The following is a 13,807-nucleotide window of genomic DNA, read 5'->3' as shown; positions in this document are numbered from 1 at the left end:
GAGCCGGCCGGATTGAGCCAGGCAGGTTGACGGGCTCGCCCCTCTTGCCGGGCGGTGCTGCGGCTGGTGGCACAGGGGTTAGCGATATCGGCATGCCGGTACCGGGCTGGCAGGGAAAATCGCACGGCGCCTGCTGACGATGGTTACAGGTCGACGCTGCGGCGCGCAACTGCGTCCGGGTACTTCGCGTCGTTTCTGAAGATCAAGCTCTTTATATTGGCCGTAAAGAAGCGGCCGACAAACGCAAAGCAAACAATCCTTAATCTTTCTTTTCCCTGAATTCACCGTCAATCACCGTGTCGTCGGCGCTTTTGGAAGGGTTTTGCCCAGTGAATTTGAAGATGGACGAGAACATTCGATCGAACATGACCCGCCTCAGCCAGGGGAATGTCAGAAGAAAAGCCGCCGAGAAACCAGTAAAGAGCACAGGCACGTAGTCGTGTCGCGACAGGAAGTCCAGCGAGCACAGCGCGAGCAAGCCCACGATGAATGGCCGACGAACCGGTTTGGGCAATAGTCCGACGATGCGCAACTTCCCTTTTCTTATCCAGGGAAATCTTGCAAACAGACATCCAAGCAGCAGACCTGCCATGACCCGGCCCGTGCCGAGATGATCGGCCAGCACACCCACGACCAGGAAACCGGTATAGGTCATCGTGCCGGCCAGGGCTGCCAGCACCAATAGCGCGACGGCAAGCGCCAGCTTCGGCGTGCGTATCGCCGTTTTGACTAAAAAACGTAGGATTTGTGTACTCCTGCAAATGGACATCGGGACGCTGTCGCAAATATTAACAGCACTTCCTCGCGTCCAAACTGCTCAGGCAATACCGGAAGCGCGGCGAACTGCCGACTTTGCCCAATAGCAGTATTGGGGAAGTTCTGCGGCATTGCCGGATAGCGGCCGACTATTCCTTGTCACCATGAAATGGTCATGTCATTGCCGAGCATCCTGAGAAGGGCAAAGGCGATCAGTCCGAGGGCCAGGAGCGAAAGCACGAAGATTGCGGCCACTTTACCGACTGCGCGCAGCATCGCGCGCTTGTCCATCTGCTTGTTCTTTTTTCCCTGATCGTAGTGCCACTTGATAGCGAAGAACATGCCTATGCTCAAAGCGAGAACCTTGAACGTACCGGCGACGATAGGGAACCAATCCATGATTTTGAGCCGTATGCAGATGAGTAAGGAGAAAACGTCCGCGGCTGCCATGGGAGGATGGTTTGCTGCACGTTGTGAAGCATACTACGTGAAAGCAATTTCCATACATTGAGACAAAATGTCCCAGTTGAGAACCATACAAGATGGCCATTTGCCAATCTGGTTGCCGCGATTGGCGAGCGATGGCGGGCCACGTTTTTTGCAGATTGCGGATGCGTTGCAGGCCGCGGTGGCAGACGGATCGCTGAAACCGGGCGACCGTCTGCCACCGCAGCGCCAGCTGGCGGCACGGCTGCACGTCGACCTGACGACGATCACGCGCGCCTACGACGAAGCCAGGCGCCGCAACCTGCTGGAGGGCCGTGGTGCGCGAGGCACTTACGTCGCCGCGCCGAAAGTCGAATTGACGTCGATCCTCGACCTGAGCATGAATACCCCGCCACCGCCGGATGGCGTGGACTTCGACGACATGCTGAAACAAGGTTTGTCCCAAGTACTGATGAGGACAGACAATGCATTGCTGATGACTTACCACCTGGGCGGGGGAAGCGACTCCGACCGCAAGGCTGGTGCCAGGTGGCTCGAACCGATGTTCGGACACCCGGATTCCCGGCAGCTTGTCGTCTGCCCGGGTGCCCAGGCGGCGATCGCCGCATTGATCCTTGCGCTGACCGAGCCTGGCGATGTCATCCTGGCAGAGCCGACGAGTTATCCGGGCTTGCGTGCCGCGGCGACCCAGTTCGGCCGGCGCATCGTTGCGGTGGAAGCGGACAGGCACGGGATGGTGCCCGGGATGCTCGAGGAAGCATGCCGCCGGCACAAACCCGGGCTGGTCTACCTCAATCCGACATTACAGAACCCGACCGCCATCACCATGCCGGAATGCCGGCGCAAGGAGCTGGCCGGCATCGCGAAGCGCTGCAATGTACGCATCGTCGAGGACGATCCCTACTGGCTCCTTGCCGATGCCCCGCCACCACCCATTGCCACGTTTGCCCCGGAGCAGGTGTACTACATCTCGACCCTGTCGAAATGCCTGACACCCGGCTTGCGCGTCGCCTTCGTGCTCATACGCAACCCTGACGAACGCGAGCGCTTCCTGGTCGCGCTGAGATCGTTTGCGCTGATGGTCGCTCCCCTGACGGCCGCGCTGGCAACCCAGTGGATCCTCGACGGTTCGGCTGACGGATTGATGGAAGGCGTACGCAACGAGGCGCGCCTGCGCCACCGGATGGCCCGGGATATTCTGGCGGGGCGGTACAGCGGCTCCGGGGACGGCCTGCATGCATGGCTCGAGTTGCCGGCGTATTGGACCTCCTCGCAGCTTGCGCGTGCAGCCGACAGCGAGGGCATCGCGGTCACGCCGGCGGAGGCATTCGCAACAGACGGCGGATACGTGAATGCAGTCCGGATCTCCCTGGGCAGCATCAGGGACCGTGGACACCTGCAGGCGGGTCTTCAACGGCTGTCCCGTCTGCTCGCGCGGCGGCCCGAGTCGTTCACCGCTGCCGTGGTTTGACTGTCCGGGAAACACTGTACTTCATCCGGGAATTCCCTCGATGCGGCCGCACATTGGCTTGCTGCCTCGGGGCGTTTCCTGCCGCTCGCAACACGCGTGGCCTCCTTTGAAGGCAACCTGCTATGCTGAACCGTGCAGGCAGGTTCGGCCTGCGACAGCCATTGGCGTGGACAACCGCGCGCCCAAGATGAAAGAGTGTGAATGAGTACCACGGAAAAAACCATGATTGCCGAGTTGGCGTTCCAGCTTGGCAAGGTAACAAGACATGCAATCGATAACACGGACGCTACGTCCAGCCCGGTCGAGCTGGCGAAGATCGCCAATGACCTGCTGGAAGCGGGACATGAAAAAGTTGCCAGCGAATTGCTGATGCTGTTTGTAGCGGGCTTCGAGGAAGGCGATCCTCCGGAACGACGGACCGATCCGGAAAGTCGCCTGTAGGCCGATCGCGGGATTTGCCGCCGCTATCGGGCCGGCGGCGCTCACTTCCGGCTTGCGGCCCTTTTGAAGCCAATCTTCAGTCCGCGGCGGCAAGGCCCGCCTTGGGGGCGACAACGGTCAAACTGACCGGCAGCGGTTTCATCATGGCGGGCTGCCGGCATTCGCGCGCGGATGAGCTGTCTGCGCACTCAAGCCACCCGGCCTGTCTGCTACACTGATCTGTTCATTTACCCAGATAGTGCATCCGATTGATCCAGACTCCTGCCCCAGATGGCCTGCCGCCCGTGCTTGCCGGTCCTGTCCTGCGCCGCCTCGAACCGGGCCGCCTGGTGCTATGGCTGGTCGGCAGCGCGCCGCTCGACCTGACCCTCGTGCTGGCGCCCGGGAAAGGCGCGCCCCGGCGCATGCGCCTGGACGCGGGCAGCTGTCGCGTCATGCATGTGGGCCGCCACGCCTGCGTGCACCTGATCGATGTCGCGCTGCCCGAGCCGCTGCCGCAAGACACGATCGTCGAGTACGACCTGCTCGTCACGCAGGGCGATGGCAGCGAGGCCGGCATCGCGCATTGGGCGCCGCACCTGCTGCATGCCGGCGCGACGCGGCCGAACATGGTGCTGCGCAGCCGCAGCGACAATATCCTGTTCGGCTCGTGCCGCAGGCCGCATCATCCGTCGCCTGACGGCCTGGCACGCGCCGATGCCCTGTTGGCCGACTACGTCGAACGGGCCGACGAGCGGCCCGCCATGCTCATCCTGTGCGGCGACCAGATATATGCCGACGATGTGGCGGGCCCCACGCTGGCGGCGATCCATGCGCTGATCCGGCGCCTGGGCCTGTATGCCGAATGCCTGGAAGGCGCCGTGGTCGCCGACAGCGAGGAGCTGTACCGCCATCCGGCCAGTTACTACCGGCGCGAAGAGCTGCTGCCCGCGTTCAATGCCAACGACGCGCTGCGCGACCGCTTTTTCAAAGGCAAGAAAAAGCCGGTCTTCACCACGGCCAATGCGCAAAACCACCTGATGACACTGGCCGAGATGATGGCCATGTACCTGCTGGTCTGGTCGCCGGTACCATGGCGGCTGGTAGAAGATGCGCCAGCGCCGGCGCTGGCTCCCGAACATGCGGAACGCTGGCGGCGCGAGTCGGAGGCGATGGCGGGCTTTTGCCGCGGCCTGCCGCAGGCCGCGCGGCTGCTGGCGCACGTGCAGACCCTGATGATCTTCGACGACCACGACGTCACCGACGACTGGAACCTGTCGGCCAAGTGGGAAACCGCCGCCTACGGGCACCCGCTCTCGCGCCGCATCGTGGGCAATGCGCTGATCGCCTACATGCTGTGCCAGGGCTGGGGCAACCGTCCCGATGTGTTCGAGACGGCGCTGGACGATATGACGGCGCTGGCCGCCACGGCCGGTGCCGATGCCGGTGCCGGTGCGGGTGCCGACAATCGGCTCGATGCGCCGGTCCAGGACGCGCTGATCCGGCGCCTGCTGTCGTTCCGCCAGTGGGATTTCGTCGTACGGACCAAGCCCACGGTCATCGTGCTCGATACCCGCACCCGGCGCTGGCGCAACCGGCGCCATCCCGGCCATCCGTCGGGCCTGATGGATTGGGAAGCGCTGACCGAGCTGCAACATGAGCTGCTGGACGAAACGGCCGCCGTCATCGTCTCGGCGGCGCCCATGTTCGGGGTCAAGCTGATCGAGGTGGTGCAAAGGGTTGCCGCCTTCGCCGGCCAGGCCCTGATCGTCGACGCCGAGAACTGGATGGCGCATCGCGGCGCGGCCAGCAGCATGATCAACATCTTTCGCCATTCGCGCACCCCGGCCAATTACGTGGTCCTGTCGGGCGATGTGCACTATTCGTTCGCCTACGATGTCGAGGTGCGCGAGTCGGACCTTACGCCGCATATCTGGCAAATCACCAGCAGCGGCATCAAGAACGAATTCCCGCGCAGCCTGCTCCAGTGGCTCGATCGCCTCAACCGCTGGCTGTATTCCCCGCGTTCGCCGCTGAACTGGTTCACGCAGCGCCGCGATCTCGCCATCACGCCGCGCCTGCCGGACTCGCGCCATAGTGGCGAGCGCGTCTGGAACGGCGCCGGCATCGGCCAGGTGTGGCTCGACGCGCAAGGGCGGCCGGTGCGCATCGTGCAGCACAATGCCGATGGCCGGCCGTCGACCCGGTTCCTGGCGCCGGAGCAGGAAGCATCCGTTGCGGCGGCTGCAGAGCAGCCTGTGAGGGAGCGCTGACTGATTTGTGGCGGTGGGACCCGGTCGACCGCCCTCTGGATCTAAACAATGCCCGCCCAAAGAAAAAGGCCTGTCACTCGACAGGCCTTTTTCAAATCGCAACGCTGTGTAAAAGTGCCAACCGGAATCAATCCCAGTTCAGCGCCCCACCCGTCTGGTACTCGGTCACGCGCGTCTCGAAGAAGTTGCGTTCCTTCTTCAGGTCGATCATCTCGCTCATCCACGGGAACGGGTTCTCGTCCTGGTCGAACATTGGCTCCAGGCCGATCTGCGCGGCGCGGCGGTTGGCGATGAAGCGCAGGTAGCCCTTGAACATGGAGGCGTTCAGGCCCAGCACGCCGCGCGGCATCGTGTCTTCGGCGTAGCGGTACTCGAGTTCCACGGCTTCCAGGAACAGCGCGTTGATCTCGTCGCGGAACTGCGGCGTCCACAGCTGCGGGTTTTCCAGCTTGATCGTGTTGATCAGGTCGATGCCGAAGTTGCAGTGCATCGATTCGTCGCGCAGGATGTACTGGTACTGCTCGGCGGCGCCGGTCATCTTGTTCTGGCGGCCCAGCGCCAGGATCTGCGTGAAGCCCACGTAGAAGAACAGGCCTTCCATCAGGCAGGCGAACACGATCAGCGATTTCAGCAGCTTCTGGTCGTTCTCGATCGTGCCGGTGGTGAAGGCCGGATCGGTCAGCGTGTCGATGAACGGGATCAGGAACTGGTCCTTGTCGCGGATCGACTTGACTTCGTTGTAGGCGTTGAAGATTTCCTGCTCATCCAGGCCCAGCGATTCCACGATGTACTGGTAGGCGTGCGTGTGGATCGCTTCCTCGAACGCCTGGCGCAGCAGGTACTGGCGGCATTCCGGGGCCGTGATGTGGCGGTAGGTGCCCAGCACGATGTTGTTGGCGGCCAGGGAGTCGGCCGTGACGAAGAAGCCCAGGTTGCGCTTGACCAGGCGGCGCTCGTCCTCGGACAGGCCGTTCGGGTTCTTCCACAGCTCGATGTCGCGCTGCATGTTCACTTCCTGCGGCATCCAGTGGTTGGCGCAGCCGGCCAGGTACTTGTCCCATGCCCACTTGTACTTGAACGGCACCAGCTGGTTGACGTCCGTCTTGCCGTTGATGATGCGCTTGTCGTCCGCGTTCACGCGCTTGGCGACCAGCTCGGCGCTGGCTTCCGGCTCGGCCGCGCCAAGGGCCACGGCAGGCGCTGCGACGGGCTTGGCCACGTCATCTTCCCAGTTCAACATAGTGTTCTTCCTTTGTTCGTAACGGAAACCGCCCTGGGCGGTTCCCTGTCTGTATTAGATGGCGACTCGGCAGCCGGGAGGCAAGTGCGCCACCGGCTGCCGGTTTGCCGACGAGCCCCAAGGCCCATCGGCAGCTCGACTGAGTTTATCGGCCTCTTATTGGCCGCTTATTGGCCGCTTATTGGCCGCTTATTGGCAAGCTTCGCATTCCTCGAAACCGGCGTCGCCGGGACGCAGGTAGCAGGCGGCGCCTTCTTCCACTTCCTGCACCGTGGTCGGCGCGGTGTGGGTCGGCACGGCCGGCGCGGCGGACTGCTGGGCTGCACCGGCGGTCGAACCGATGGCGGCCGGCGCCACGGCGTTCAGCGCGCCGGTCTTCGACGTGGATTTCTCCATGTGCGAGGCGGCGATCGTGCGCAGGTAGTACGTGGTCTTCAGGCCGCGCAGCCAGGCCAGCTTGTACGTCTCGTCCAGCTTCTTGCCGGAAGCACCGGCCATGTAGATGTTCAGCGACTGGGCCTGGTCGATCCACTTCTGGCGGCGCGACGCGGCTTCCACCAGCCAGCTCGGCGAGACTTCGAACGCCGTGGCGTAGATGTCGCGCAGGTCCTGCGGCACGCGGTCGATCTTGCTCAGCGAACCGTCGAAGTACTTCAGATCGGCGATCATCACCTCGTCCCACAGGTCACGCGCCTTCAGGTCGCGCACCAGGTAGGAATTGATCTCGGTGAATTCGCCCGACAGGTTCGACTTCACGTACAGGTTCTGGAACGTCGGCTCGATGCAGGCCGATACGCCGATGATGTTCGAAATGGTCGCGGTCGGCGCGATCGCCACGCAGTTCGAATTGCGCATGCCGAACTGCTTGATGCGTTCGCGCAGCGGGGTCCAGTCCATCGACGACGAGGTATCCTGCTCCAGGTAGCCGCCGCGCTCTTCGGCCAGCAGCGCGATCGAATCCTGCGGCAGGATGCCGCGGTCCCACAGCGAACCCTTGTACGACGCATAGTGGCCGCGCTCTTCGGCCAGCTCGGTCGACGCGTAGTAGGCGTAGTAGCACACCGCTTCCATCGACGTGTCGGCAAAGTTCACCGCTTCCTGCGAGGCGTAAGGAATGCGCATCATGTGCAGGCAGTCCTGGAAGCCCATTACGCCCATGCCCACCGGGCGGTGGCGCATGTTCGCGTTGCGCGCCTTGTCGACGGCGTAGTAGTTGATGTCGATGACGTTGTCCAGCATGCGCATCGCGGTGCGGATCGTCTTCTGCAGTTTTACATGATCGAGCTTGCCTTCTTTCATGTGCGCCGGCATGTTCACGGAACCCAGGTTGCAGACGGCGATCTCGTCCGGGCCGGTGTTCAGCGTGATCTCGGTGCACAGGTTCGAGCTGTGCACCACGCCCACGTGCTGCTGCGGCGAGCGGATGTTGCATGGATCCTTGAACGTGATCCACGGGTGGCCGGTCTCGAACAGCATCGACAGCATCTTGCGCCACAGGTCCATCGAGGCGATCTTCTTGAACACGCGGATTTCGCCGCGCGCCGCCGCGGCTTCATAGCCGAGGTAGGCTTCTTCGAACGCCTTGCCGACTTTATCGTGCAGGTCCGGCGTTTCGGACGGCGAGAACAGCGTCCAGTCGCCCTTTTCCATCACGCGCTTCATGAACAGGTCGGGAATCCAGTTCGCCGTGTTCATGTCGTGCGTGCGGCGGCGGTCGTCGCCGGTGTTCTTGCGCAGGTCGAGGAATTCCTCGATGTCCATGTGCCAGGTTTCCAGGTAGGCGCACACGGCGCCCTTGCGCTTGCCGCCCTGGTTCACGGCCACGGCCGTGTCGTTGACTACTTTCAGGAACGGCACCACGCCCTGCGATTTGCCGTTGGTGCCCTTGATGTGGGCGCCCAGTGCGCGCACCGGCGTCCAGTCGTTGCCCAGGCCGCCGGCGAATTTCGCCAGCAGCGCGTTTTCCTTGATGGCGTCGTAGATGCCTTCCAGGTCGTCGGACACGGTGGTCAGGTAGCACGACGACAGCTGCGAGCGCAGCGTGCCCGAGTTGAACAGCGTCGGCGTCGACGACATGAAGTCGAACGACGACAGCAGGTTGTAGAACTCGATCGCGCGGGCTTCGCGGTTCTCTTCGTTCAGCGACAGGCCCATCGCCACGCGCATGTAGAACGCCTGCGGCATTTCGATGCGGACGTCGCGGATGTGCAGGAAGTAGCGGTCGTACAGCGTCTGCAGGCCGATGTAGCCGAACTGCAGGTCGCGGTCGGCCACCAGGGCCTTGGCCAGCTTGGCCAGGTCGAACTCGGCCAGCTTCGGATCGAGCAGCTCGGCGCTGATGCCCTTGGCGATATATTGCGGGAAATAGTCGACATAGGCCGCGGCGGCCTGTGCCTGCGGGGTTTCCTTGCCGAACACTTCGCGGCGGATCACGTGCAGCAGGATGCGGGCGGTGACCTGCGTGTAGGCCGGGTCCTTTTCCATCAGCGCGCGGGCAGCCAGGATGGCGGACTTGTACAGCTCTTCGACGGGCACGCCGTCATACAGGTTCTTGAACGTCTCGGCGACGATCGCATCGGCATCCACGTGCTTTTCCAGGCCGGAGCAGGCGGCATCGACCAGGTCGCGCACTTCCTGCACCACCAGCAGGCGGCGCTGGCCGTTGTCGGTCACGTGCAGCTGCGGCTCGGCCACGTCGGTGGCGCCGGAAGCGGCCTTCTTGGCGCGGCGCTCTTCCATCTGCTTGGCGCGGTACAGCACGTAGGCCTTGGCCACGTCGTGCTCGCCGGAGCGCATCAGCGCCAGTTCCACCTGGTCCTGCACGTCTTCGATATGGAACGTGCCGCCGGAGGGCTGGCGGCGCACCAGGGCATTCACCACGTTGTTCGTCAGCTGCTCGGCCAGGTCGCGGATGCGCGCCGAGGCGGCGCCTGGGCCGCCCTGCACGGCCAGGAAGGCCTTGGTCATCGCGACATTGATCTTCGACGGCTCGAAGGCGACGACGGCGCCGTTGCGGCGGATGATGCGGTAGTCGCCCATGGCCGCGGCCGTGGTCAGGCCGCTCGGTTGCGTTGCGGACGCCGGCACGGCATCTTGTGGCTGCTGTGCCGGGGAGGTGGTGATGTCTTGGTTCGATTGCATTGTATGTAAGCTCCCGATTAGGTGTTCGGAAAAATTCTGTTGCCAACGCGGGAAAACCCGCGGCGAAGAAACGTGCAGCAAAAACGGCAAATCCGGCCCCCTCGAACGGAGGTCCGAATGATTCGCCGGCTGCCGGGTTCAGCCGGTGGCTTGTCGTGTGGCGGCGCTGCGAGTACCTGCCGTTCCGGCCAGGCGGCCTGTAAAGTTATCCACGCAGTTATGAACACGGTTATTAACATGTCACCGAGCACATTCAACTGGGTTATCAACGGGTTATCCACCCGATACTCACCAGCTTATCCACCAAATCACTAGATTTAGTGGACCACACAACCTATGACACTAATTGTAGTGAGCGCGGGGGACTGAGACAAGCGTTCGGGACTGATTATTTTTGCCAGAATGGCTAATAATTCGGTTGACATTTAAGGGCCTCGATAAGGAAAGGCGTTCTTGGGTAAGCAAGCGCTAACCTGGCAATTGTGCTAGGCGCGGACGTTTGCCTACTGTTTCAGCAGAGCGCTTTCATGATTGCCGGTTTGGCATCGGAATGAGGCAAATGTCATCGCCCGTGCAGCGCTGACGCGTCTGGTGTCCGACACCTTTTCCGAAGAAAAGGATGTCTGACACCGGTTCTCGGGGCACGCAGGCCAACACCGGTGTCCGACACCTTTTCCGGATGGAAGCACCCGGACAAAGTGTCCGACACAGTTCTCATGCACCCGGAAAAAGTGTCCGGCACGAGTCCTCATGCGCCCGGAAAAGTGTCCGGCACCAGTCCCTGGATGAGGCCCCCGGAAGCGGCAGCCGGGCATTATAGCCGAGTTACCTCAGCCATTCCTGTCAGCCCTCCGGCTCCTGGATGCCCAGTTTCTGCATCTGGTAGCGCAATTGCCGGAAGCTGATGCCGAGCAGTTGCGCGGCCTGGGTGCGGTTGTACTGCGTTTGCGCGAGGGCGCGCAGGAGGATCTCGCGCTCGACCCGCTCGAGATACGCAGGCAGGTTCGACGGCAGCACAGACAGATCCGGCAGCGGCGGCATCCGCTCGCCGCTGCGCTCCCCGGCTTGCGCCCCGGCCGGCATGGACAATGCCGCATCCGGCAGCGGGGCCGGCGCCGCTGGAACTGCCGCGGATGCAGCCGCGGATAAAGCCGGGACGGCCGCAGCGGGTGCTTCCACCCGCTTCGCGCCCTTCAGCGCCAGGTCGGCCGCGTCGATCACGCCGTCGTTGGAAAACGCCAATGCCCGTTCCAGGATGTTTTCCAGCTCGCGCACATTGCCGGGGAAACTGTAGCCGCGCAGCGCATCGAGCACGCCCGGGCCCAGCACGGCCGGCTGCCCGCCGGCGGCGGACAGGCGGACCAGGATCGCATCGATCAGTACCGGCAGGTCGTCGAGCCGGTCGCGCAGCGGCGGCAGCGACAGTTCGATCACGTTGAGCCGGTAGAACAGGTCTTGCCGGAACCTGCCCTGCTCCACGCAGCGCGCCAGGTCCTGGTGGGTGGCGCTGACGATCCGCACGTCCACCGGTTCCTCGGCGGTGGCGCCGATCTTGCGCACGCGCCGTTCCTGGATGGCGCGCAGCAGCTTGACCTGCATCGCCAGCGGCAGGTCGGCCACTTCGTCGAGCATCAGCGTGCCGCCGTTGGCGGCCTGGAAGAAGCCGTCGCGCTCGTCCGCCGCGCCGGTGAAGGCGCCCTTGCGGTAGCCGAAGAACTCGGCTTCCATCAGCGCTTCGGGAATCGCGCCGCAGTTCACGGCGATGAACGGCTTGTCGGCGCGCGCGCCCTGCGCGTGGATTTCGCGGGCGGCCAGTTCCTTCCCCGAGCCCGATTCGCCGGTGATCGCGATCGGCGCCATCGACCGGGCCAGCCGGGCGATCTGGGCGCGCAGCGCCTGCATCGCCGCCGATTGCCCTTTCAGGCGGCTGTCCACCGGTTCCGCGCGGGGCGCGGCGGGGCCGGCGGGCGCCGCCAGTTTCAGGGCCGACTGCACCATCAGGCGCAACTGGTCGAGCTGCACCGGCTTGGTCACGTAGTCGAACGCGCCGGCCTTCAGCGCCACCACGGCATTTTCCGCGCTGCCGAACGCCGTCACCACGGCCACCGGCAGGTTGCGGCCGGCGGCGCCGATTTCCCGCACCAGTTCCAGCCCCAGCCCGTCCGGCAGGCGCATGTCGGTCAGCACCAGGTCATAGTCGTGCGCGGCCAGCAGCGCGCGGGCGCGCGCCAGGTCGGCGGCGCCGTCCACGTCCAGGCCCATCTTCAGCAGCGTGATTTCCAGCAGGTCGCGCAGGTCGTCTTCATCGTCGACCACCAGCACGCGCGGGGAACCGCGGGGGGAAGAGCTCATGCGTTGCTTTCTCGCGACGGGTGCGCGAACGTGATGACGAACCGGCCGCTGGAAACCGGCGCGGCCACCGGGCCGGTGTCGAAGCGGTATTCGTAATCGAGCATCGCCTCGTTGTTCAGGCACAGCTCCCGCGCCAGGTACAGGCCCAGGCCGGTGCCTTTCGACGAGGTAGTGTAGAACGGTTCGAACAGGTGGGCGCGCACGTCGGTCGTGATGCCGGGCCCGTCGTCCTGCACGTGCAGCTCCGGCGGGCGGCCCGGCACCGCCACCACGAACAGGCGGATCGACGATGGCTTGCGGCTGGCATAGCGGATCGCATTGCCGAGCAGGTTCACCAGCACTTCGCGCAGGTGCAGCGGATCGAAGCGCACCATCACCCCGGCGACGCGGGCGATGTCGAGCACCTGCGGGTCGAGCCGGTTGGTCTCGTCGAATTCCGCCTTCAGCTCGGCCACGAACGCGGCCAGCGCCAGCGGCTCGCCATGCACATGCGCCTTGCGCGACAGTTGCAGGATATCCTCCACCATCCGGTTCACGCGGGCCACGTTGTCGCCGATGATCTTCAGCAGGCGCAGGTGCACCGGCGTGACGAGGTCCTCGGCCAGCAGCGAATTGGCATGCCCGATCGCCGACAGCGGGTTGCGCACCTCGTGCGCGATGCTGGCGGTGAGCCGGCCCATCGATGCCAGCTTCAGTTGCTGCGCCTGGTTTTCGATCGCCGACACGTCCTGCAGGAAAATCACGTTGCGTTCGGTGCCGTGTTCCAGCGTTTCGGCGGCGGCGAAGCGCACTTTCAGGTGCGCTGCCAGGTCGGCGCGCGCGCTCCACGCGGTGGCCATGTCCTGCAGCGCGGGGGCGGTGGAGGGCTTGATCGTCACATACACGGTGTGGCGGGCCGGGTCGGCGCGCCAGTCCTCGTAGGCCAGCGCCACCGGGTGCAGCGACGACATGGCGCCCAGCCGCATGCCCAGCGTGCCGGGCAGGCCCAGCATCCGGCGCGCGGCCGGGTTGCCGGCCAGCAGTTCGCCATCGGGCCCGACCACCATGATGCCATCCTCCGCCTGCGACATCACCAGCCGGTTGACGGCCTGCTGCACGCCGATCTCGATGCCGCGCTGCACGGCCAGCTCTTCCTGGTTGATCAGCCTGGCCGCCATGCGGTTCACCACCAGCACGGCGGAAAAGAACGCCGCGCCGTACAGGCCGGCCTGCAGCACGGCCATGTCGCCGCCGTCGGCCACCGCGCGCCAGATGCTCTCGCCCAGCATGAACAGCGATGCCAGCGCGGCCCAGAAAAGCGCCAGCATCAGCGGCGCCAGGATGGCCGAGCCGGCCAGCGGGAACAGGTACAGGATCGCCAGCCCGCTGCGCACGCCGCCGGCCGCCGTATACAACAGCGAAATCACGACGAGGTCGCAGGCGACCTGGGACAGCAGCTGCAGCAGGAAGCGCCGGCGCCACCAGGCGGCCGTCAGCGCGAACACGATCGCCAGGAACAGGTAGGCCGCGCAGGTTTGCGCGTACAGGAAGTCGCCGGTGGAGTGCGGGCCGCGGCTGTCGAAGCTCAGGTAGACCAGCAGCACGAGCGCGATGACCACGCGCGTGCCGTTGAGCGTCTGCAGCGAGCGCCAGAACGTTTCGCGGGCCGCGGGCGACAAGCCCGGCAGCGGGCTTGCCGTGTCAGGCGCGATGCCGCCCATCAGCGCC

General features: G+C 64.4%; 9 protein-coding genes. 3 read left to right on the top strand and 6 right to left on the bottom strand.

Annotated features, from left to right (window positions below; all coding sequences use genetic code 11):
• Positions 1-259: 259 nt before the first annotated feature.
• Together GJV26_RS17655 and GJV26_RS17650 are read right to left on the bottom strand one after the other, a co-directional pair.
• Complete coding sequence (locus GJV26_RS17655; RefSeq protein WP_155709981.1) at positions 260-769, bottom strand: FxsA family protein; 510 nt, start codon at positions 767-769, stop codon at positions 260-262.
• Positions 770-915: 146 nt separating this feature from the next.
• Positions 916-1,206 (bottom strand): hypothetical protein, encoded by a 291-nt coding sequence (locus tag GJV26_RS17650; protein ID WP_229419342.1) that lies wholly within the window; start codon positions 1,204-1,206, stop codon positions 916-918.
• A 67-nt stretch (positions 1,207-1,273) separates the two neighbouring features.
• Between GJV26_RS17650 and GJV26_RS17645 the strand changes: the two genes are divergently transcribed.
• From GJV26_RS17645 to GJV26_RS17635, 3 genes are all read left to right on the top strand, one after another.
• Complete coding sequence (locus tag GJV26_RS17645) at positions 1,274-2,674, top strand: aminotransferase-like domain-containing protein (protein WP_155709980.1); 1,401 nt, start codon at positions 1,274-1,276, stop codon at positions 2,672-2,674.
• Between the two features lie 201 nt (positions 2,675-2,875).
• The gene (locus tag GJV26_RS17640; RefSeq protein ID WP_229419341.1) at positions 2,876-3,115 is read left to right on the top strand and encodes a hypothetical protein; all 240 of its coding nucleotides are present in this window, start codon (positions 2,876-2,878) and stop codon (positions 3,113-3,115) included.
• A gap of 284 nt (positions 3,116-3,399) precedes the next feature.
• Positions 3,400-5,367: a metallophosphoesterase family protein gene (locus GJV26_RS17635; protein ID WP_189441654.1), complete on the top strand. Its 1,968-nt coding sequence runs from the start codon at positions 3,400-3,402 to the stop codon at positions 5,365-5,367.
• 127 nt (positions 5,368-5,494) lie between these two features.
• Here GJV26_RS17635 and GJV26_RS17630 read toward each other — a convergent pair whose 3' ends face one another.
• From GJV26_RS17630 to GJV26_RS17615, 4 genes are all read right to left on the bottom strand, one after another.
• A complete protein-coding gene (locus tag GJV26_RS17630) occupies positions 5,495-6,607 on the bottom strand; it encodes a ribonucleotide-diphosphate reductase subunit beta (protein WP_155709979.1) in 1,113 nt (370 codons plus the stop codon).
• A gap of 189 nt (positions 6,608-6,796) precedes the next feature.
• Positions 6,797-9,748 (bottom strand): ribonucleoside-diphosphate reductase subunit alpha, encoded by a 2,952-nt coding sequence (locus GJV26_RS17625; RefSeq protein ID WP_155709978.1) that lies wholly within the window; start codon positions 9,746-9,748, stop codon positions 6,797-6,799.
• Between the two features lie 843 nt (positions 9,749-10,591).
• Positions 10,592-12,100, bottom strand: coding sequence for a sigma-54-dependent transcriptional regulator (locus GJV26_RS17620; protein ID WP_155709977.1), 1,509 nt, complete (start codon positions 12,098-12,100; stop codon positions 10,592-10,594).
• Positions 12,097-13,800 (bottom strand): sensor histidine kinase, encoded by a 1,704-nt coding sequence (locus GJV26_RS17615; protein WP_155709976.1) that lies wholly within the window; start codon positions 13,798-13,800, stop codon positions 12,097-12,099. Before GJV26_RS17615 ends, GJV26_RS17620 begins: the two co-directional genes overlap by 4 nt.
• Between the last annotated feature and the right edge of the window lie 7 nt (positions 13,801-13,807).

This window comes from Pseudoduganella dura, from assembly GCF_009727155.1.
Classification (GTDB): Bacteria; Pseudomonadota; Gammaproteobacteria; order Burkholderiales; family Burkholderiaceae_D; genus Rugamonas; species Rugamonas dura.
The sequence above is the reverse complement of the archived record's forward strand: the minus strand, read 5'-3'. Positions and strand labels throughout refer to the sequence as shown.

Bases quoted from the DNA above. Each gene is read 5' to 3' on its own strand.
- GJV26_RS17620 (WP_155709977.1), bottom strand. From the start codon at position 12,100: ATGAGCTCTTCCCCCCGCGGTTCCCCGCGCGTGCTGGTGGTCGACGAT.
- GJV26_RS17655 (WP_155709981.1), bottom strand. From the start codon at position 769: ATGTCCATTTGCAGGAGTACACAAATCCTACGTTTTTTAGTCAAAACG.
- GJV26_RS17640 (WP_229419341.1), top strand. From the start codon at position 2,876: ATGAGTACCACGGAAAAAACCATGATTGCCGAGTTGGCGTTCCAGCTT.
- GJV26_RS17615 (WP_155709976.1), bottom strand. From the start codon at position 13,800: ATGGGCGGCATCGCGCCTGACACGGCAAGCCCGCTGCCGGGCTTGTCG.
- GJV26_RS17625 (WP_155709978.1), bottom strand. From the start codon at position 9,748: ATGCAATCGAACCAAGACATCACCACCTCCCCGGCACAGCAGCCACAA.
- GJV26_RS17630 (WP_155709979.1), bottom strand. From the start codon at position 6,607: ATGTTGAACTGGGAAGATGACGTGGCCAAGCCCGTCGCAGCGCCTGCC.
- GJV26_RS17645 (WP_155709980.1), top strand. From the start codon at position 1,274: ATGTCCCAGTTGAGAACCATACAAGATGGCCATTTGCCAATCTGGTTG.
- GJV26_RS17650 (WP_229419342.1), bottom strand. From the start codon at position 1,206: ATGGCAGCCGCGGACGTTTTCTCCTTACTCATCTGCATACGGCTCAAA.